This window comes from Shewanella cyperi (genome assembly GCF_017354985.1).
Lineage (GTDB): Bacteria > Pseudomonadota > Gammaproteobacteria > Enterobacterales > Shewanellaceae > Shewanella > Shewanella cyperi.
In genome coordinates, this window is the sequence record NZ_CP071501.1 from 1,117,141 (window position 1) to 1,135,889 (window position 18,749).

An 18,749-nucleotide genomic window follows, 5' to 3' on the forward strand; every position below is an offset into this window, starting at 1 on the left:
GTCAGTTGATTCGGGATGATCTGAGTCCGTAGCCGGCCTGGGAATGACCCCTTCCATGTTGGATGCGCAGATCCGCTGATAGCAGTCCTGAGTCAATGCCGGTGAGAGCTGATGAACTAATTTCATTAACCATGGCTCCACTGGCCTTGAAACCATCATCCTAGTTTTTGGTTTACCCCGGCCTCACCGCTGGGGTGATTTTTTTTCGGGGTTTGAAAGCTCAAGCGCCATCAGTTCAGCAGGTCGCAATAAAAAAGCCAGGTCCGGGGACCTGGCTTTGGTTTCTTTGCTCGATAAGGGTATCAGCTGATGCTGACCGACTTAATCCAATCGTCTATCTGACTTTCCAGCACATCCAGTGGCAAGGGGCCATTCTTCAGCAGCAGGGTGTGGAATTCGCGGATATTAAACTTATCACCCATGGCTTTTTGGGCCTTGGCGCGCAGGGCGAGGATCTTGTTCATCCCCACCTTGTAGGCCGTGGCTTGGGACGGCATGACTATATGGCGCTCCACCATTTTAACCGCATCAGACTCGGCGTTGGGTGTATTTTCCGTGTAGTAGGCAATACCCTGTTCCCGGGTCCATTGCTTGGCGTGTATGCCTGTGTCCACCACCAGACGGCAGGCGCGCCACAGTTCCATGGCCAGGCGCCCGAAGTCGGAGTAAGGATCCTTGTACAGTCCCATTTCCTTGGGGAAGTATTCGGTATACAGACCCCAGCCCTCCACATAGGCGGTGTAACGACCAAAACGGCGGAACTTGGGCACATTCTCCAGTTCCTGGGCTATGGCAATCTGCATATGGTGGCCGGGAATGCCTTCGTGGTAGGCCAGGGCCTCCATCTGGTACTTGGGCATGGCCTTCATGCTGTACAGGTTGGCGTAGAAGATCCCGGGGCGACTGCCATCGGCTGAGGGTTGGTTATAGAAAGCCTTGCCGGCGGATTTTTCCCTGAAGGCCTCCACCGCCTTTACGGTAATGCCGGCCTTGGGCTTGATGCTGAATACCTCATCCAGGCGGGAACGCATGGTGTCGATAAGGGACTTGGCTTCGCTCAGATAGGCCGCCTTGCCTTCGGCATTGTCCGGATAGTAGAACTGCTCATCGTTGCGCATAAAGATGAAGAAGTCCTTCAGGCTGCCCTTGAAGCCGACCTTGGTCATGATGGCGCGCATTTCACCGTGAATCCGCTCCACTTCGGCCAGACCCAGCCGGTGGATCTCGTCCGCGCTCATGTCTGTGGTGGTGGTGCGTTTAAGGGCATCCCTGTAGAAAGCATCCCCTTGAGGGAATTTCCATACACCGTCCCTGTCATCGGCGCGCTGTTGCAGTTTCGCCACATAATCAATCAGCTGTTCGTAGGCGGGTTTGACCTGCTCCAGCAGGGCCGTTCTGGCCTCGGCCAGTAACTCGGACTTGAGCTTTTCATCCAGTTGCAGTGCTTCAATTTTGCGTTTGAAGTCGGCCCACAGGGCACTGTCTTCACCCTCGGTGAAGGGGGCGCCTGTGATGATGTTGCGGCTGTCAGATATCACGTAATTGAACACGAATTTGGGGGCAATTATGCCTTTCTCCGCCCGCAGCTCCAGCGCGGCCTGAACCTGTTCAAAACGCGGATAAATTCCCTTGAGACGGCTGATATAGGCGCGGGCATCGGACTCATCGCCTATCTGATGTTGGTTTATCAGGGTAGAGGGTGTCGTGGAGTGCACGCCGTACATCTGGTTGACGGGATAGTTGTACAGATGCCACTTGTAGTCAGCTATGTTGTCTTCCAACTGCTGCTTGTACAGTGACAGACTCAGGGCTGTCTGGGCATCCAGATAAGCTTCGTTGACTTGCTTGAGTTGTTGCAGTTGTTTTTTGGCCCGGGCCAGATCCCTGGCATCGGCCGCTTCACTAATCTCGTCCCACTTGCCATAGTCTGCGGTCTTGATCCCAAGCTCGGTTTGAGCCAGGGGACTGGCCATCACATCTTCCATGAACAGGGTTTCAAACAGCTCATTGGCCTTGGCCGACTCTGTCAGCACCCGGGTTTCAGAGGCAATGCTTTCATTGGCGGACAGCAGAGGCCTGGCCTCTGCTATTGTGATACTTCCCAGGGCGGCGCACAGGCCGAGGGCAACCAGGGTCTTGGGGAATTTATTGGACATTATTATGACTCCTGCAGATTCGTGCAGTCATCCTAAAGCAGCCATGGCTAAATTCCAGCGTGAAATGTTAGTAAATGTTTCGCTAATACATAAATAGGCACAGATGCATGAAACACCTGTGCCAGGGGAGGAGGTTCAAACGAACTGGGACAGCAGGTCGTTGACGAACATCTGTCCCTTGCTGGTGAGAGTCCAGTGGCTGTCACTCTCGGTGATGAGTCCCCGCTCGGCGGCCTTGATCATGCCTTCGGTCAGCACCTGCCGTGATAGGCCGGTGCGCTGCTCGAATTCTTCCTTGGCCATGGGGGCCATCAGCCGCAACCGGTTCATCAGGTATTCCAGGGGCCTGTCTTCCTCCGCCACCTCGGTGAGTTCAAACAGATAGTCGTCGGCGGCCAGATAGCCCTTGGGGTGCTTAATTTTGACCGTTCGTACTATGCGGTTTTCCTCCGGCAAAGTCAGCTTGCCATGGGCGCCACAACCTATGCCGAGATAATCACCGAACTGCCAGTAGTTAAGGTTGTGGCGGCACTGGAAGCCGGGTTTGGCATAGGCCGAAATTTCATATTGCTCATAGCCGAGCTGCGCCAGACGCTGCTGCCCCGCCTCATAGATGCGCCACAGCGACTCATCATCCGGCAATTGTGGCGGTCTGGAGTGAAACAGGGTATTGGGCTCAATCGTCAGCTGGTACCAGGACAGGTGTGGTGGATTGAGACCGGCGGCGGTTTCGATATCGGCCATGGCCTCGTCGAAGGACTGGTTGGGCAGGCCATGCATCAGATCAAGGTTAAAGCTCTGATAGCCGGCGGCCTGGGCCAGCTCAGCGGCGCGTACCGCCTCATCCTTGCCGTGGATCCGCCCCAGCAGGTTGAGCTTGTCCCTGGAGAAACTCTGCACCCCAACCGACAGCCGGGTCACACCGGCGGCACGGTAGGCCTTGAAGTCATCATGCTCCAGGGTACCCGGGTTGGCCTCCATGGTGATCTCTATGTCATCGCCAAAGGGGATCCGTTCGCGGACGCCCTGCAGCAGACGGCCAATATTGGCGGCATCAAACAGCGACGGGGTGCCGCCGCCGATAAATATGCTGGAAAGCGGCCTGTGCTGCACAAAGCCAAGATCGGCATCCAGATCCTTCAGCAGGGCATCCACATAGGCCTGCTGGGGCAGTTCGCCCTGCTGGCCGTGGGAGTTGAAGTCGCAATAGGGGCATTTCTGCACACACCAGGGAATATGTATGTACAGGCTCAGGGGAGGCAGTGACAGCATGGCTTAGGCTATGACCCCTTTGGCCCTGAGGGCATCGAGCAGCAATACCATGGCTTTACCGCGATGGCTGAGGGCATTTTTTTGCTCGCCGGACAGCTCGGCAGCACTTTGGTGCAGGCCTTCCGGGATGAAGATCGGATCGTAGCCATGGCCCTGGCTACCCGTGGCGGCCTCGGCAATCCGGCCTTCCCAGGATGCCTGGCAGATGATGGGGGTCGGATCCTTGGCGTGGCGCATATATACCAGCACGCACTGGAAGCGGGCGCTGCGCTGCGCTTTGCCATCCATTGCTGTCAGAAGTTTTTGCCAGTTATCTGTATCACTGGCATTTGCACCGGCGTAGCGGGCGGAATAAATGCCGGGGGCACCGTCGAGGCAGTCCACTTCCAGTCCCGAATCATCGGCGATGGCGGCAAGGCCTGTGATGGCGGCGGCGTGACGGGCCTTGATGATGGCATTTTCGACAAAGGTGGTGCCTGTCTCGGCGACTTCCGGGACGTCAAATTCGCTCTGGGCTAACACAGAAATCTGGAAGTCCGCGAGCATCTCGTTGAACTCCCTGAGTTTTCCTTTATTGCCGCTGGCAAGCACTATCTGTTTCATCTGTTACTCTGTCTGTGGATCTAAATTGGGCTCCATGATACCCCAAGCAAGCACGAGGCTCCAGATAGCACAGGGCCCGCATGCTGCGGGCCCCGGTATCATTCAACGTAGAATTTTTGCTTGAACTTGAGCGTGGTATTGAGCTGGTTGCCATGTTTGATGGCGATTTGGAAATTGATTTCCTCGTCATCGCGGTAGGGCACCTCGGCGATATAGTAGATGGCATCGCCTTCGCGTATTTCCTTGAATTTAAGGTCGACACGGGCATCGAGCAGGTTATTGGCCACGCCGCTTATCTCTACTTCCACCGCAGGGTTACCGGCGACCGAGGTGTCGAGCACCGCAATATTGATAATGCCGGTGTAACTGCTGCGCTCTATGCCATAGCTCTTGGCGATAGTTGGGGTGAGGAAGGTGCTTCCCAAGGCCATATAATGAATATCATATTGGCCGACCTGTTCCTTTTGTTCGGCACTGGCAACACCACAGAGACTGGCGGTCAGGGCGAGTACGGCGAGTAGCTGACGTAACATGGTAAAAACCTCTTGCTGGATTCTCACTTGAGTATAAGACCATGATGTCAAAGGCTCCATGATCCCGATTTATTTAGTTATAGCAGAGCCGAAACCTGTTCGGGCAGCAACTGCGGTGCCAGGATCCGTACCTGCTTGTGGCGCCCAAGCTCACCCTTGACTATCTGCACATTGGTCTTGGGCACCTTGAACAGCTTGGCCAGCCAGCGTCCCAGGTGGGCATTGGCCTTGCCGTCCACCGGCGGCGCCGTGATGGCCACCTTGAGCTCATCACCATGGAGCCCCACTATCTGATCGCGACTGGCCTTGGGCTGAATGTAAAGATTCAGCAACAGCGTATCGCCCTGCCTCTCTACTGCCGCCATCAGGCATTGGCCCAGTAAGGTATGTATTGGGCCAGCAACATGTTGATGAAGTTAAGGCCGATAAACACCACCAGTACGGAGAAGTCCAGGCCGCCGATGGGCGGAATAATCTTTCTGACCGGCGCCAACACAGGCTCGGTCAGCTGGGCTATGACCATGATAAAGGGGTTATACCCCTGGTTGAACCAGCTGAGAATGGCGCGGATAAGCAGCATCCAGAAGAACAAGACCCCGGCCTGCTTGATAACACTCACCAGGGCAAACAGGGCTATGGCCAGTGGATTGATGGGCGCCCCGGCAATCAGACTCAGCAGCACCACCTTGATGGCCACCAGGGCCAGTGCCAACACCACGGACGCGCTGTCGAGCTTGCCAATGGACGGCAGTACCCGGCGCAACGGGCCCACAATAGGATGGGTGGCCTTGACCACGAACTGGCTGAAGGGGTTGTAGAAATCGGCCCGTACCAGTTGCAGCCAAATCCGCAAAATCACCACCATGAGGTAGAGATCGAACAGGGTGTTGATTAAAAACATCATTGCGTTCATGCAAAGCTCCCTTAAAGGTTAACCGGATCCGAACCCGGCTCAGAAGGTGTCGGCCATCTCTTCGGCGCGCTTGATACAATTGTCCATGGCCTGTTTGACCAGAGGCCTGAGGCCGCCCTGTTCGAAGGTGGCTATGGCCTGGGCCGTAGTGCCGCCCTTGGAGGTAACGGCTTCCCGCAGCTGGGCCAGTGATTGCTCTGGATTGGCCTTCATCATGGCCGCGGCGCCCACCGCCGCCTGCTGTGCCAGATGGCGGGCCGCCTCTTCGGTCATATTGAGCGCCATACCGGCCTCGACCATGGCCTCCACAAACAGGAAGAAGTAGGCCGGGGAACTGCCGGCGAGGGCTATGACCTTATTGATATCCTCTTCCTTCTCGACCCAAAGAATATCACCGCAGCTTTGCATCAGCATACCGGCCAGGGCGCGGTCCGCCTCGCCTATTTTGGCGGGGGCGTACAGTCCCGTCATGCCCAGGCCCAGCAACATTGGGGTGTTGGGCATGGTGCGGATAAGTTTGACCTGCTTGCCGAAATAATCATGGTAACGGCGCTCGGGAATACCGGCGGCTATGGTGATCAGCAATTGTTTGTCTATGGCCGGACTCAGTTCGCGGCACACGGCTTCCATCAGTTGTGGCTTGACACTCAGCACCACCACATCGGCATCGCGGGCGGCCGCCAGATTGTCATGGGAGGTGTGAATACCGAAATCGGCGCGCATGGCATCGAGTTTGGGGGCGCTGGGATTGGTGGCATGAATAAGATGGGGATCATAACCGCTGGCCACCAGGCCACCTATGATGGCGCGGGGCATATTGCCGGCACCGATGAAACAGATTTTCGCTTTTGTCATTGGATCCTCAATCTTTTTCCTGCGTCTTTAGTCTGCAATATGGGGACTGGCGCCAACTTTTACAATCCGGGCCGCCGGATAAAATAGTGTCAAGCTGTTGCCGGTATGGCGGTTTCCGGCGCTGACCAAGGGGTATAGCTGCTTAAGGGGTATAACTGCGTGCGCCGAATATGGCCGTACCTATACGTACCAGGGTAGAGCCGTGGGTTATGGCCAGTTCCAGATCGTCGCTCATGCCCATGGATAAGGTATCCACCGAGGCATAAGTTTCCCTCAGGGCATCGAACAGCATCTTCATGGTCGCCAGCTCCTGCTCCAGGCGGTCACTGCCATGGGTTTCAGAAATCGGGCTTGGGATCGCCATCAGGCCGCGCAGACACAGGCCGGGCAGGGCAGAAACTTCGGCGGCAAGGGTTGCCACGTCTTCCGGTTTGACCCCAGATTTGCTGTCTTCCTGACTGATGTTGACCTGGATAAGTACGTTCAGCGGCGCCATGGCCACAGGTCTTTGCTCGCTGAGGCGCTTGGCGAGTTTGATCCTGTCGAGGGTGTGCAGCCAGGCGAACTTCTGGGCCACAATACGGCTCTTGTTGCTTTGCAGCGGGCCGATGAAATGCCATTCTATATCCGGGAACGCAGGAGCCAGTTCATCGACCTTGGCTTCGCCTTCCTGGACGTAGTTTTCGCCGAAGCAGCGCTGTCCCGCCAGGTAGGCCGTGATCACGTCCGCAGCGGGTTTGGTTTTGCTGACGGCCAGCAATTTGATTTCAGAAGGGTTTCTTGCAGCATTTTGCGCCGCTTGCGCAATCCTGTGCTGGGCGATTGAAAGTCTGTCTGCTATTGTTGTCATGTTTTAATCAATCGGTCTAAGGGATATCCCACACTATGGAAATCACTGAGTTACTTGCCTTTAGTGTAAAACACAAGGCCTCGGATCTGCACCTCTCAGCCGGTGTGCCTCCCATGATCCGTGTCGATGGCGAAGTTCGCAAAATCAACCTGCCGGCGCTGGATCACCAAGGCGTACACAATCTTGTGTACGACATTATGAATGACAAGCAGCGCAAAGACTATGAAGAGCACCTGGAAATCGACTTTTCCTTTGAGGTGCCCAATCTGGCCCGCTTCCGTGTTAACGCCTTCAACCAATCCCGCGGCGCCGCAGCCGTGTTCCGTACCATTCCCAGCGAAATCCTGTCACTGGAAACCCTGGGCGCGCCGGAAATTTTCAAGAAAATTGCCAGTTTTCCCCGCGGTCTGGTGCTGGTAACCGGCCCCACGGGCTCAGGTAAAAGTACCACCCTGGCCGGCATGATAGATTATGTGAACGAGAACCGGCACGACCACATTCTCACCATCGAAGACCCTATCGAATTCGTGCACCAGAACAAGCAGTGCCTTATCAACCAGCGGGAAGTACACAGGCACACTCACAGCTTCAACGCCGCGCTGCGCAGCGCACTGCGTGAAGACCCGGACGTGATCCTGGTGGGTGAGATGCGTGACCTGGAAACCATACGTCTGGCGATGACGGCAGCGGAAACCGGCCACCTGGTATTCGGTACCCTGCATACCACCTCAGCGGCCAAGACCATTGACCGTGTGGTCGACGTGTTCCCCGCCGGTGAAAAGGACATGGTGCGTACCATGTTGTCGGAATCCCTGCAGGCGGTAATTTCCCAGACCCTGATCAAGAAAATCGGTGGCGGCCGGGTGGCGGCCCATGAGATCATGATGGGAACACCGGCCATTCGTAACCTTATCCGGGAAGACAAGGTGGCGCAGATGTATTCTGCCATCCAAACGGGTATGGCCCACGGCATGCAAACCCTGGAGCAATGTCTGCAGAATCTGGTAAACCGTGGCCTCATCACCCGTGAAGACGCCATGGCCAAGAGCTCCAACAAACAGGCTAACTTTTAAGTAACACTTTTAAGGAACTATGATGGATGTACGTCCGTTTCTGAAGGTGATGGTCGAACGCAAGGCTTCGGATCTGTTCATCACCGCAGGCTTCCCGCCCAGCGCCAAGATAGACGGTGAGCTGCGGCCGCTGGCGGAAAATGCCTTCAACCCGGCCCAGGCGCTGGACTTTGTCGAGTCCTTGATGTCTGACGCCCAGAAAAAAGAATTCCACGAAACCCGTGAATGTAACTTCGCCTTTGCGGCCAAGGAGCTGGGACGTTTTCGTGTAAGTGCCTTCTGGCAGAGGGAATCTCCAGGTTGCGTGATGCGCCGCATCGAAACCAAGATCCCCGAGATGGACGATCTCAGGCTGCCGGCCATCCTCAAGGATCTGGTGATGAGCAAGCGCGGTCTTATCATCATGGTCGGTGGTACCGGCACGGGTAAGTCCACCTCGCTCGCCGCCATGGTGGGTTATCGCAACGGTCATGCCCGCGGTCATATTCTCACCATTGAAGATCCGGTGGAATTTGTTCACGACCACAGGCAAAGCATCATTACCCAGCGTGAGGTGGGCATAGACACCGACTCCTTCGACGCGGCGCTGAAAAGCTCCCTGCGCCAGGCGCCGGATGTGATCCTTATCGGTGAGATCCGCAGCCAGGAAACCATGGAGTTCGCCCTGTCGTTTGCCGAAACCGGTCACCTGTGTATGGCTACCCTGCACGCCAACAACGCCAACCAGGCGCTGGACCGCATCATGCACCTGGTGCCTGAAAGCAAACATCATCAATTGCTGTTCGACCTGTCGCTGAACCTGCGCGGCATTGTGGCTCAGCAGCTGGTACCCAAGGCCGACGGCACCGGCCGCCGGGCAGCCATCGAAATTCTGATCAATACCCCCAGGGTGTCGAGCATCATCCAGAAGAACGAGCTGCACCTGCTAAAAGATACCATGGCCAAGTCCAATGAACAGGGAATGCAGACCTTCGACCAGGCGCTGTTCAACCTGTATCAGGAAGGTGAAATCAGTTACGCCGATGCGCTGCACCATGCAGACTCGCCCAACGACCTGCGCCTGATGATCAAGCTCGCCAGCAAGGACTCCGGCGGTTCGGGCTTTTTGGAAGGTGTGACCCTGGATATGGATTAACCCCAGGCCGCAAGGACAGCGCCAGACCCCGGGTCTGGCGTTTTCCTGTCTGGCCTGAAGTAAACAAGAGGAGGCACGCTATGAAAACATCCTTCTTTTTGCCTGCGTTGGCCTTGTTGTCCCTGGCGCAACTGGCCTTGGCCAAGCCAGCCATGGCCGACTGCCCGGATTTTCTCAGGCAGGAAATGCGCAAATTGCACTCCGAGAAGACAGTGGATCTGTGCCAACTCACGGCCGGCAAACCCGTGCTTATCGTCAATACCGCCAGTCACTGTGGCTTTACGCCCCAGTTCAAGGGCCTGGAAGCGCTGCATCAAAAGTACAAAGATCAGGGCCTGGTGGTCCTCGGCTTTCCATCCGATGATTTTTTCCAGGAAGAAGATCGAGAGCAAGATACTGCCAAAATTTGCTTCATCAATTACGGTGTGACCTTTACCATGTTCGCCACCTCGGCGGTGTGGGGCAGCGACGTCAATCCCGTGTTCAAGTATCTGGGCGAGAAGGCCGGTTCCCCCAAGTGGAACTTCTTCAAGTACCTGGTGAGTGCGGATGGCAGCGAGGTTACCCGCTTTAACTCCCGTGTCACGCCGGAAGATCCGGCACTCGTGTCCGCCATAGAAGCGGCATTGGCTAAACATAACAAGAGTTAATTGCTTTGAAAGGACTTTCCAAACAACAGGGCCATGGCCCAAGGGGCAAGAAGGCGGTATTGCTGCTGAACCTGGGGACCCCGGATGCGCCGACGCCCAAGGCCGTGCGCCGCTATCTGGCGGAGTTTTTATCGGACCCCAGGGTGGTGGAAATCCCCAAATTGCTGTGGCAACTGATACTGCACGGCATAGTGTTGCGGGTCAGGCCCGCCAAATCCGCCGCCCTGTACCAACAGATCTGGACCGAGCAGGGTTCGCCGCTGATGGACATCAGCCTGCGTCAGCGTGACGCGCTGCGTGCCTTGCTGGCAGAGCAGGGCAGTGAGGTGCGGGTGGAGCTGGCGATGCGTTATGGCCAGCCGTCGGTGAGCTCAGTGCTGCAGCAGCTGCACAGCGACGGCGTCGATGCCATCACAGTGCTGCCCCTCTATCCCCAGTATTCGGCTCCGACCACTGGTTCCGCCTTTGATGCGGTGGCCAAAGAACTGATGGGCTGGCGCTATCTGCCGTCGCTCAACTTTATCAATAGCTACCATGACAGGCCCGAATTTATCTCGGCCCTGGCAGCCAGCATACGTCGCGATTTTGAAGCCAATGGCAAGCCGCAAAAGCTGGTGCTGTCTTACCATGGTATGCCGGAGCGCAACCTGCACCTTGGCGATCCTTACTATTGCCTGTGCCTCAAAACCAGTCGTCTGGTGGCCGAGGAGCTGGGTTTGCAGGAAGGTGAGTACATGAACACCTTCCAGTCGCGCTTTGGCAAGGCCAAGTGGCTCGGTCCCTACACGGACGCCACCATGGCCCAGCTGCCGACCGAGGGGGTAAAGGATGTGGCCGTGGTCTGTCCGGCCTTCAGCGCCGACTGCCTGGAGACCCTGGAAGAGATAGCCGGCCAAAACCGGGAAATCTTCGAGCATGCCGGCGGCGAGCGCTTCCGCTATATTCCGGCCCTCAATGATGATCCGGCCCACATAGATATGATGGCCAAGCTGGTGGCGCCCTATTTGTAACCAGGCTTGCTGCAACCAGGCTTGCTGTAACCGGGTTTGCCGGAAATGAAAAACGCCGCAGTCAGCGGCGTTTTTTATGGGGCTATTTAGGTGTGAAGGGTTGCACGTCAGGCCAGTTGGGCCTCGAAAAAGCTCTCCACTATCAGCACAGCCGACACAGCATCCACCTGACCCTTGGTCAGCGCCTTGAAGCCGCCCAACTCAAACAGTCTGGCCTTGGCATCGGCGGTGGTCAGGCGCTCGTCCTGGGTCGCCACCTTGAGGCCGAAGCGGCCCTGGAGCCGGTTGGCAAACTTGCGTGCCCTCAGGGTCATTTCCTGCTCTGTGCCGTCCATGTTCAGCGGCAGTCCCACCACCAGCAGATCAGGTTGCCATTCCTTGATAAGGCCGGCGATTTGATCCCAGTTGGGGATCCCGTCGGTGGCCTTGATGGACAGCAGCGGATTGGCGCTGCCGGTGATGCTCTGGCCCACGGCAATGCCTATGCTCTTGGTGCCGAAATCAAAGCCCATGACTGTCTTGGCTTGCATAAAATCCTCAGGCGTGGCCGGTCTGGTTGGAGATTTGCCAGGGCTCGAATCCCAGGGCGCGGCTGGCCTGTTGCCACCTGTCCTCGTGGGGGGCACCGAACAGCAGGGCGCTGTTGGCTGGAATGGTGAGCCAGCTGTTATCCGCCAGCTCCTGCTCCAGCTGCCCAGCACTCCAGCCCGAATAGCCCAGGGCCACGATAAAGTGCTCAGGCCCTTCGTTTGTGCCCACCTTGGTCAGCACATCGCGGGAAGTGGTCAGCATTATGTCATCCGACAGCTTTGTGCTGCCTGCCCAGCCGGGCTGGGGACTGTGCAGCACAAAGCCGCGTTCGGGATTGACCGGACCGCCCACTACCACCTTGGCATCCAGGGCAGGGATACGGCGCAGTTCATCGCCCTCCAGGCCCATCTGCTCCAGCAATTCGTTGACATCCAGTCCTATGGGTTTGTTGATCATCAGCCCCATGGCGCCACGGGCATCATGTTCGCAGATATAAATGACGGCGCGATCGAAAAAACCATCGGCCAGTGCCGGCATGGCGATAAGGAAATGGTTTTGCAGACTGTCCATTTTATCCTCCTACAGGTCAACCGCCGGCCAACTTCACCTGATAGCCCAGCTTTTCCAGCAGTCCCTTGAGCTGTTCGCGGTTGTCCGTCTGAATTTCGATGCAGAAGTCTTTGACTGTGCCGCCGCAGCCGCACTGTTTCTTGAGTTTTTGGGCCAATTCCTTGAGTGCCGCTTCGTCCAGTCCCAGTCCCTTGATGACGCTCACGCCCTTGCCCTTGCGGCCCTTGCTGTCCTTGTGGATCCGCACTATGCCATCCCCCTTGGGGACTTCGGCTTCTTCCCGGGGGGCATCGATACGGCCCTTGTCTGTGCTGTATACCAGCAATACGTTTGGATCGATTCTCATCTGTCGCTCTGGATGGGGTTTCTATTTTCAGTTTACCAGACTATTACCCCGGATAGCGGAGCTATTTCAGCCTCGCCGGGGCAAGGCATTATAAAGCAGAATCCAGCAGGAACCAGTAGTTAAGCCGCTAATCCCCTTGGATAATCTGATGCCTGCGTTATCAGGGCAGCAGTTGCAGGAAGCAGATAAGGGCTAGCAGCAATCCCGTGCCCAGGGCCACCGGCAGCAGAAAGCGCCTGAGTGTGGGGATGGCCACTATGGCTGCGGTCAACACGAACCCGGGCGCCGCCCAGACGAAGCTGTTACCCCCCTGAGATTTAACCAGCAGCAACAACCACAGACTGATGCCGAGGGTGATAAGCAACAGCATTGGGGTGGCCTTGCTGTCGGCGACTGCGGTCTGGTGCAACAAGCGACCGGGATCAGGGCTGACGGAGGCGGACCGGGGCGCAAACAGCAAGATGGCGGCGGCGACAGCGAAGGCACTCAAAAACCAGTACATGGGGTCACTCCATTGAGATTCAGATGATAATGATTGTCAATTGAGTTTTGTTTGGAGTCAAGTCATCCGAAATAAAGCAACCGCAAAAAAGAAAGCGAATGGCGAGGCAGAAGTCCTTGATGGCTATTGTGAATGCCGCTTCAGTTCGGCTAAGCTGAAATCAAGAACCATAGGTAAATTCGCCTTGATTGGCTTGGATAACAGAGTAAAGGAAACATGATGAAGAAGTATCTTATCGCCCTGGCAGCACTGGCGCTGGGGGCCTGTAGCAGTATCAAGACCAGTTGGGATTTCGACCCTGCGGTCAATTTCACCCAGTACAAAACCTATGCCTGGGTGGCGAAGCAGGAGGAGGGGGCCGGCTACCATCTTGATGGTCTGATGGACCAGAGGGTGCGCGATGCAGTTGATGCCGAACTCAAGGCCAAGGGCTTCAGCCTGGTGGCCACCGAGCAGGCGGATCTGCTGGTGAACTACCTCACCAAGGTCGACAAAAAAATCAATGTCGATACCTTCAACACCAGCTTTGGTTACAACCCCTATTGGGGACCATCCTGGGGCTTTGGCAACAGCGTCCAGACCCAAACCGTGGTACGCGAATACGAGGTCGGCACCCTGATAGTGGATCTGGTGGACCACAAGAGCGACCGCCTGGTGTGGCGCGGCTCCCTGGCCGACACCATCAAGGACAAGAATACCCCCCAGGAGCGCGAGGCCTTGATCCGTCAGGCCGTGGCCAAGATCATGGCCAACTACCCACCGAATCGAGCCCAATAAGCTCACGCTATACAACATAAACGGCCCTTCAGGGCCGTTTTTGTTTGCTACTGGCACAGCGGCTATATTTTGTTTTGATGCATGATCCGGCTTGGTAAGTAATAAATCTTCACGTAAGGGGCTGAATATTCTGGGGAATGCTTGCGGTTTGTTTAACGGCAAGTCAGATGCCGGAATGTTACGCCATTCGCCCTTCGGAGCCGCCGACGACTGCATGGATGCAGGAGCTAGGACGAAGCAGGAGCCAGAGTCGAGGACGACGAGCTTGGGCGCGTAGCCGAGATAGGGATATCGAGGCTGCTTCGGTCGAGCAGGATGCGAGTTCGAAGCTGTAGCATGACCAAGCTCAGGAGGCTGAGGGGCTTTCGGCTCCGGTTGGGGGGCGGCAGGGAGATCCAAGAGGGCGAAGGTCACGCAGTAACATGCTCCTGAGCGCGAGCCAGGGATTGGCGAGCTGGCTGTTAAACAGGGACGTTGTTATTGCTGTTGAGCCCTTTTTGGCCGGGTGTGGGCTAGGCGCCCCCGGCTGGAGGCCCACGACTTTGTGCCGCTGGCACAGCGGCTATCTCTTGCAACGTCTGGCATCGGATGCCATTAATCACTTGCGGTGCGCTTTCGCACTGCCACTCCAGTGACACGCCACGAGTCCGTCCTTGGAGGCTCAGCGGCGACATCCCTGTCGCCGATGGTCACTGGCGCGGCAGTGCTTGATTAAAGGTGCACCATTCAGGCATTCGTGCGACCTTAGGCTTCAAAGCTTGATACGTATTATTTTACCGCTTGCTTATCCTTGCCATTCTCTGACAAGATACTGATTCGGGAAGATAAAATTAAGTGCAGGGATGAAGCGGAACACTTCAGCCCGTGCGGTAGCCATGTCTTCTTAATAGCTCTCTATGACAGCCCTAACGACAACTAAGATGGGTAGTGTGCTGGCGTCAACGTAAAGCGATGCCACTTAGTTTGGGTTACTTAAAACTTGGGCTACTTGGCTTAACAGTACTTTTATACAGTCGTATCTGGGTTTTGGGGAAAAGACTCAATAAACGGATGAAAATCTTGCGCACTAATCCCGTAACCTTTTAAAAAATATAATAAAATTAGCAAGTTGAAATTTCTTCGATGTAGATAATAGGTTTGAAAACCGCGCATGCGCGTTTTGCTGCCGAGAATATTTTGGCTATTTGTCGTATTCAGCAGATAATACAATAAATTAGCAATGCTCGTTTTACTCCTCCGAGGACTAAAACGCGCATGCGCACTATACAGCTGTTATGTGAACTGAGGGTTTGGTGAAAATATTCATACTGATTTGTTCGATTCTATTTTTTACCTTAGTTCACTTTAAGGAAAATAAAATGGTTGTGGTTGAGCTTGACTCCAAGTCTATAAAGGTACAAGGAAATCTCGTATACGATTTACTCGAATCGTTAAACTCTTTGCCGGAATGTGATTCTGTACATCTTATCGTAGACTGCAATGTGGAACATTCTGTAGTTGCAGCAACTATGAAAATGATTAAAAAGTCAAAGTGTGAAAAAATATCTATACAAAGTGTATAGGTTCACATAACCAGTTGCTCAAGTTTACTCCGCCAGCTAAAGCTGGCTCCGTGGGACTGGCGCGTGGCGCCAGCCCCTTAGCAAAACGTTAAATTATTTTTGAGATATGAGTGTTTATCTAAAGAAAGCTGAAATTGAGGATTGTCCGAGCATCCTTGATATGCTGCATGATCTTGGACACAGCGATGGCGTGAAAGAGATACATACATCAGAAGAGGATCTGAGAGCTAATTTCTTCTCAGATAACCCAGTGGCTTATGCAATGCTGATTGTGGTCAGGGGCAGTGTCGCAGGGTTCTTAATCTATAGCTGGAAGTGGGCAACTTTTACTGGGCAAAGGGAAATGTATATGCAGGCAATATACATTCGTCCTGAACATAGACGTAAGGGTGTGGCGAGAAGTGCTATGTCTGAGTTGGCTTCTATTGCACTAAAGTCGGGATGTAGCCGAATAGAATGGTACGTAGTAAAGGATAAGTCGATGAGTAATGGATTTTATGAGTCCATACATTCTCATGTGCTTGAGCATATGGCTATTCGGCGAGTGTCGGGGGAAGCGCTAAGTGAGCTTTCTAGAAGCTAAATTTAACAAGTGACTTGGACTCCGTCTGCTTCGCAGTCCTTGCGCCTATTGTGAACATTCACACTACAAGGAGATATCGTGCATAAATTCGTACCTATGGTAGCTTTAATTGTCTCGCTGCTGTCTTTCCCATCAAAATCTGAAAATTATCATTACGATATAAAGAAAGTTGAATATAAAAATTTAGTTGCTAACTTGTATTTGCCAAAAACGGAAAATAAATTGCCGGTTGTCATTGCTTTTGGAGGCTCTGAAGGAGGGATAGCCACGGGAGATTCTAACGGTGAAATGATTGCCCCCCATGGCGTTGCGGTCTTGGGATTAGCTTTCTTTAAAGAAAAAGGAATTTCTCAAACTTTAGATCAGATACCAATGGAATACTTTATAGATGCAATTGAGTATTTGGAATCTCAGCCTTTAATTGATTCCTCCAGAATTGGGGTAGTTGCAGGTTCTCGGGGTTCTGAAGCTGCATTTCTATTGGCAACCATGGACTCTAGGATTAAATCGGTTGTTGTTACCACCCCAAGCAAAGTCGCATGGTACGGATTAACGGTCCCCAAATCAGCATGGACCTTTAAGGGTCAAGACATCCCAGCCCTGAGTCTGGAATTGGATTCTAACGCCAAGCTAATCGAACGATTTAACGTTGCATTAGAAAACCAAGAAAATGTAAATAAGGCCTTATTCAAATTCGAAAACATTAATGGTCCATTATTAATGATCTCAGCAGAGAATGATCAAATATGGCCATCTTATCAAATGTCTAAAGACATAGAAGTATATTTAAAAGATAAGAAATTTAAATATCCAGTAACCCATAACTCCTATAAAACTGGCCATGGCTTTAGTAAAGAGACTGCTCCAGAAATTAAAGATTCTATTATTAACCATTTTTTGACTACATTGTAGTTTGACAAAGTACAGCAACCGGACGCACTAACGTGCTTCGCTGATTAATGCGTTATGTGTTCGAGTTACATAAGGAATCTGGTTTTGCGAAAAGAACTTAGGGAGAGGACTATTGAAGTTTTTGATCAAAAAATCGAGAAAAAAGGCTCGGATGTAGGATAAAGGGGTCTGAGTGAATTAAAAAACTCATTCGTTTTTACCAGGCCAAGGTCGCCCGGGTTTGAGATGACCAAGTTTTCGATTGAGCGCGGCTTCAATGTCGGATTTAAAGCGTTCATTGCCCATTGGATAGTTGTGGTTAAGGCAGTCGCGAAGGATATGCAGTTGTTCGCTGGAAATGTCGCAGTTAAACAGCTCGCGATAGGCATGTTGGCGTTCGGTATGGGAATTGCCTAGGGATAGGTAAGTTGGGTGGGGAGTCTGGCAGCGAATAGCTTTGCCTGCGCCATTCGCTTGATAGCTAGACCAACGGTATTCGGATGGGTGACCCACCATCCCGGCACGCACTGGATTGAGTTCGATATAGCGCTGACAAATCAGCAGGTATTCTTCACTGTTGATGGGACTGGCCTTGTGCCGACCTTCCCAAAGTGTTCCTGTACGTCGGTAAAGGCCATTAATAGCGCGGACATAGGTGCGGCCAACGCTTTGCATAACCTTTGAAATGCCTTGTGAATCGCTGGGCGTCATCAATAGATGTACGTGATTGGTCATCAGTACAAAGGCGTGTAGCTGGACGTGAAATGTTTGCAGGGCATCGGTTAGTGCATTAATGTAGATGCCAAAGTCGATTGGTGAAAAGAAGCAGGCGGTGCGGTTATTACCGCGCTGGACAATATGGTATGGGATATCGGGTAGGTAAAAGCGGGGTTTTCTAGGCATGGTCCTTCCTTGGGCATTGGCTAGGTTGAAGAAGTGTAGCACCTGATTGGGTGTAATTAACTCCGACCCCTTTATTGCGACCCCTTTATTTGGATTGGGTGTAATTAACTCCGACCCCTTTATTCTCTTTATTCTTTATTCAGCTGATAGTTAATGCGTTAAATTTCTCAAAATTGGAGCACATTTTGAAATTCAGATTTATTCTTGGTCTTTGCTGTTTCATCACCCAACTGGCCATGGCCACTCCCTTGGAAGCCAGGTTCTTCGATGCCGGCGGTACTAAGCTGGAGTACCTGGATTTGGGGGCAGGGGAATACACCCTGGTTATCGAGTCCGGTGTGGGTATGGGCGTCGATTACTGGCAGCCCTTGCTGCCGGAGCTTGAAAAGCTGCCGCTCAGAACCATCATCTATTCCCGCGCCGGAAATGGTCAGTCGCAGAAGGCGAATGATGTCTCTTTGGCGGCTTCAAATGAGCGGCTGCAACAACTGCTGACGGGAATTGAGGCGGGAAATAAGATCCTGCTGTTGGGCCATTCCTATGGCGGCTTGCAGGTGCGAACCTTCGCCGCGGTGCATCCGGATTTGGTAAAAGGGCTGCTGTTGCTTGAACCCAGTCATGAGGGCTTTGGCAAGGGACTGGCAAATCTGGATAAGGCGTGGGCGGAGCGTGATGCAGCCCGGCTGGATGCCATGCTTAATGAACAGCCAGAATGGCGCAATTTGCAGCAGATATACAGGCAAAATGCCATAGCCGATGAAGGTATCACCCAGAAGCTTCCTACTGTTGTGGTCACCTCCTCAAAGTTAAACGAAAGCGACTGGTGGATAGGGCACAGCGCTGCCGGGAAAAAACTCTGGCGCGAGCTGCACCAAAGCCTGATAGCCCATAATCCCAATGCAGTGCATTTGGTGACGAACAGTACCGGCCACAATGTCCCGCTGGACAACAGTCCGCTGCTATTCCGCGCTATAGATAACCTACTGTTCTTTATTCACAACTGATTTAATCCACAACTGATAGCAAGCGAGGCG

21 protein-coding genes are annotated in these 18,749 nt (G+C 53.8%); 8 read left to right on the forward strand and 13 right to left on the reverse strand.

Going from position 1 to position 18,749, the window contains the following annotated elements:
* Positions 1-302: 302 nt before the first annotated feature.
* From JYB84_RS04755 to JYB84_RS04790, 8 genes are all read right to left on the reverse strand, one after another.
* Entirely contained in the window at positions 303-2,156 is a 1,854-nt protein-coding gene (locus tag JYB84_RS04755) for a DUF885 domain-containing protein (RefSeq protein WP_207322291.1), read from the reverse strand.
* 135 nt (positions 2,157-2,291) lie between these two features.
* On the reverse strand, positions 2,292-3,428 hold the full coding sequence (gene hemW / locus JYB84_RS04760) for a radical SAM family heme chaperone HemW (RefSeq protein WP_207322292.1): 1,137 nt from the start codon (positions 3,426-3,428) through the stop codon (positions 2,292-2,294).
* Between the two features lie 3 nt (positions 3,429-3,431).
* Positions 3,432-4,031 (reverse strand): RdgB/HAM1 family non-canonical purine NTP pyrophosphatase, encoded by a 600-nt coding sequence (rdgB, locus tag JYB84_RS04765; RefSeq protein WP_207322293.1) that lies wholly within the window; start codon positions 4,029-4,031, stop codon positions 3,432-3,434.
* Between the two features lie 98 nt (positions 4,032-4,129).
* A complete protein-coding gene (locus tag JYB84_RS04770; RefSeq protein WP_207322294.1) occupies positions 4,130-4,564 on the reverse strand; it encodes a DUF4426 domain-containing protein in 435 nt (144 codons plus the stop codon).
* Positions 4,565-4,641: 77 nt separating this feature from the next.
* A complete protein-coding gene (gene yggU / locus JYB84_RS04775) occupies positions 4,642-4,929 on the reverse strand; it encodes a DUF167 family protein YggU (RefSeq protein WP_207322295.1) in 288 nt (95 codons plus the stop codon).
* Complete coding sequence (locus JYB84_RS04780) at positions 4,929-5,477, reverse strand: YggT family protein (RefSeq protein ID WP_207322296.1); 549 nt, start codon at positions 5,475-5,477, stop codon at positions 4,929-4,931. The genes yggU and JYB84_RS04780 overlap by 1 nt, the downstream gene beginning before the upstream one ends.
* 39 nt (positions 5,478-5,516) lie before the next feature.
* Positions 5,517-6,332, reverse strand: a complete 816-nt coding sequence (gene proC, locus JYB84_RS04785) for a pyrroline-5-carboxylate reductase (RefSeq protein ID WP_207322297.1) — start codon at positions 6,330-6,332, stop codon at positions 5,517-5,519.
* 142 nt (positions 6,333-6,474) lie between these two features.
* Positions 6,475-7,182, reverse strand: a complete 708-nt coding sequence (locus JYB84_RS04790) for a YggS family pyridoxal phosphate-dependent enzyme (protein ID WP_207322298.1) — start codon at positions 7,180-7,182, stop codon at positions 6,475-6,477.
* Between the two features lie 35 nt (positions 7,183-7,217).
* Here JYB84_RS04790 and JYB84_RS04795 point away from each other — a divergent pair, with 35 nt between their 5' ends.
* The 4 genes from JYB84_RS04795 (at position 7,218) to hemH (ending at position 11,050) form a co-directional block, all read left to right on the forward strand.
* Positions 7,218-8,255: a type IV pilus twitching motility protein PilT gene (locus JYB84_RS04795; protein ID WP_207322299.1), complete on the forward strand. Its 1,038-nt coding sequence runs from the start codon at positions 7,218-7,220 to the stop codon at positions 8,253-8,255.
* A gap of 22 nt (positions 8,256-8,277) precedes the next feature.
* Positions 8,278-9,390 carry a PilT/PilU family type 4a pilus ATPase gene (locus tag JYB84_RS04800; protein WP_207322300.1) on the forward strand — a complete coding sequence of 371 codons (1,113 nt, stop codon included), beginning with the start codon at positions 8,278-8,280 and terminating at the stop codon, positions 9,388-9,390.
* A gap of 152 nt (positions 9,391-9,542) precedes the next feature.
* Entirely contained in the window at positions 9,543-10,040 is a 498-nt protein-coding gene (locus JYB84_RS04805) for a glutathione peroxidase (RefSeq protein WP_407696025.1), read from the forward strand.
* 5 nt (positions 10,041-10,045) lie between these two features.
* Positions 10,046-11,050: a ferrochelatase gene (gene hemH, locus JYB84_RS04810; protein WP_228290883.1), complete on the forward strand. Its 1,005-nt coding sequence runs from the start codon at positions 10,046-10,048 to the stop codon at positions 11,048-11,050.
* Positions 11,051-11,157: 107 nt separating this feature from the next.
* On the opposite strand, the gene ruvX is transcribed toward hemH, so the two are convergent.
* From ruvX to JYB84_RS04830, 4 genes are all read right to left on the reverse strand, one after another.
* Positions 11,158-11,580 (reverse strand): Holliday junction resolvase RuvX, encoded by a 423-nt coding sequence (gene ruvX / locus JYB84_RS04815; RefSeq protein WP_207322302.1) that lies wholly within the window; start codon positions 11,578-11,580, stop codon positions 11,158-11,160.
* A gap of 7 nt (positions 11,581-11,587) precedes the next feature.
* The gene (locus JYB84_RS04820) at positions 11,588-12,151 is read right to left on the reverse strand and encodes a YqgE/AlgH family protein (protein WP_207322303.1); all 564 of its coding nucleotides are present in this window, start codon (positions 12,149-12,151) and stop codon (positions 11,588-11,590) included.
* 16 nt (positions 12,152-12,167) lie between these two features.
* Positions 12,168-12,497 (reverse strand): stress response translation initiation inhibitor YciH, encoded by a 330-nt coding sequence (gene yciH / locus JYB84_RS04825; RefSeq protein WP_207322304.1) that lies wholly within the window; start codon positions 12,495-12,497, stop codon positions 12,168-12,170.
* Positions 12,498-12,657: 160 nt separating this feature from the next.
* The gene (locus JYB84_RS04830; protein ID WP_207322305.1) at positions 12,658-12,999 is read right to left on the reverse strand and encodes a hypothetical protein; all 342 of its coding nucleotides are present in this window, start codon (positions 12,997-12,999) and stop codon (positions 12,658-12,660) included.
* Positions 13,000-13,218: 219 nt separating this feature from the next.
* Between JYB84_RS04830 and JYB84_RS04835 the strand changes: the two genes are divergently transcribed.
* From JYB84_RS04835 to JYB84_RS04845, 3 genes are all read left to right on the forward strand, one after another.
* The gene (locus tag JYB84_RS04835) at positions 13,219-13,776 is read left to right on the forward strand and encodes a DUF4136 domain-containing protein (protein ID WP_207323104.1); all 558 of its coding nucleotides are present in this window, start codon (positions 13,219-13,221) and stop codon (positions 13,774-13,776) included.
* A gap of 1,722 nt (positions 13,777-15,498) precedes the next feature.
* Entirely contained in the window at positions 15,499-15,921 is a 423-nt protein-coding gene (locus tag JYB84_RS18515) for a GNAT family N-acetyltransferase (RefSeq protein WP_407696026.1), read from the forward strand.
* A gap of 78 nt (positions 15,922-15,999) precedes the next feature.
* Complete coding sequence (locus JYB84_RS04845) at positions 16,000-16,833, forward strand: acyl-CoA thioester hydrolase/BAAT C-terminal domain-containing protein (RefSeq protein ID WP_207322307.1); 834 nt, start codon at positions 16,000-16,002, stop codon at positions 16,831-16,833.
* A 186-nt stretch (positions 16,834-17,019) separates the two neighbouring features.
* Here the strand turns inward: JYB84_RS04845 and JYB84_RS04850 are convergent, their stop codons facing one another.
* Positions 17,020-17,715: a transposase gene (locus JYB84_RS04850; protein WP_207322308.1), complete on the reverse strand. Its 696-nt coding sequence runs from the start codon at positions 17,713-17,715 to the stop codon at positions 17,020-17,022.
* Between the two features lie 185 nt (positions 17,716-17,900).
* Between JYB84_RS04850 and JYB84_RS04855 the strand changes: the two genes are divergently transcribed.
* Complete coding sequence (locus JYB84_RS04855) at positions 17,901-18,719, forward strand: alpha/beta fold hydrolase (protein WP_207322309.1); 819 nt, start codon at positions 17,901-17,903, stop codon at positions 18,717-18,719.
* Positions 18,720-18,749: the final 30 nt, after the last annotated feature.

Bases quoted from the DNA above. Each gene is read 5' to 3' on its own strand.
- JYB84_RS04755 (WP_207322291.1), bottom strand. From the start codon at position 2,156: ATGTCCAATAAATTCCCCAAGACCCTGGTTGCCCTCGGCCTGTGCGCC.
- hemW (WP_207322292.1), bottom strand. From the start codon at position 3,428: ATGCTGTCACTGCCTCCCCTGAGCCTGTACATACATATTCCCTGGTGT.
- rdgB (WP_207322293.1), bottom strand. From the start codon at position 4,031: ATGAAACAGATAGTGCTTGCCAGCGGCAATAAAGGAAAACTCAGGGAG.
- JYB84_RS04770 (WP_207322294.1), bottom strand. From the start codon at position 4,564: ATGTTACGTCAGCTACTCGCCGTACTCGCCCTGACCGCCAGTCTCTGT.
- yggU (WP_207322295.1), bottom strand. From the start codon at position 4,929: ATGGCGGCAGTAGAGAGGCAGGGCGATACGCTGTTGCTGAATCTTTAC.
- JYB84_RS04780 (WP_207322296.1), bottom strand. From the start codon at position 5,477: ATGAACGCAATGATGTTTTTAATCAACACCCTGTTCGATCTCTACCTC.
- proC (WP_207322297.1), bottom strand. From the start codon at position 6,332: ATGACAAAAGCGAAAATCTGTTTCATCGGTGCCGGCAATATGCCCCGC.
- JYB84_RS04790 (WP_207322298.1), bottom strand. From the start codon at position 7,182: ATGACAACAATAGCAGACAGACTTTCAATCGCCCAGCACAGGATTGCG.
- JYB84_RS04795 (WP_207322299.1), top strand. From the start codon at position 7,218: ATGGAAATCACTGAGTTACTTGCCTTTAGTGTAAAACACAAGGCCTCG.
- JYB84_RS04800 (WP_207322300.1), top strand. From the start codon at position 8,278: ATGGATGTACGTCCGTTTCTGAAGGTGATGGTCGAACGCAAGGCTTCG.
- JYB84_RS04805 (WP_407696025.1), top strand. From the start codon at position 9,543: ATGGCCGACTGCCCGGATTTTCTCAGGCAGGAAATGCGCAAATTGCAC.
- ruvX (WP_207322302.1), bottom strand. From the start codon at position 11,580: ATGCAAGCCAAGACAGTCATGGGCTTTGATTTCGGCACCAAGAGCATA.
- JYB84_RS04820 (WP_207322303.1), bottom strand. From the start codon at position 12,151: ATGGACAGTCTGCAAAACCATTTCCTTATCGCCATGCCGGCACTGGCC.
- yciH (WP_207322304.1), bottom strand. From the start codon at position 12,497: ATGAGAATCGATCCAAACGTATTGCTGGTATACAGCACAGACAAGGGC.
- JYB84_RS04830 (WP_207322305.1), bottom strand. From the start codon at position 12,999: ATGTACTGGTTTTTGAGTGCCTTCGCTGTCGCCGCCGCCATCTTGCTG.
- JYB84_RS04835 (WP_207323104.1), top strand. From the start codon at position 13,219: ATGAAGAAGTATCTTATCGCCCTGGCAGCACTGGCGCTGGGGGCCTGT.
- JYB84_RS18515 (WP_407696026.1), top strand. From the start codon at position 15,499: ATGCTGCATGATCTTGGACACAGCGATGGCGTGAAAGAGATACATACA.
- JYB84_RS04850 (WP_207322308.1), bottom strand. From the start codon at position 17,715: ATGCCTAGAAAACCCCGCTTTTACCTACCCGATATCCCATACCATATT.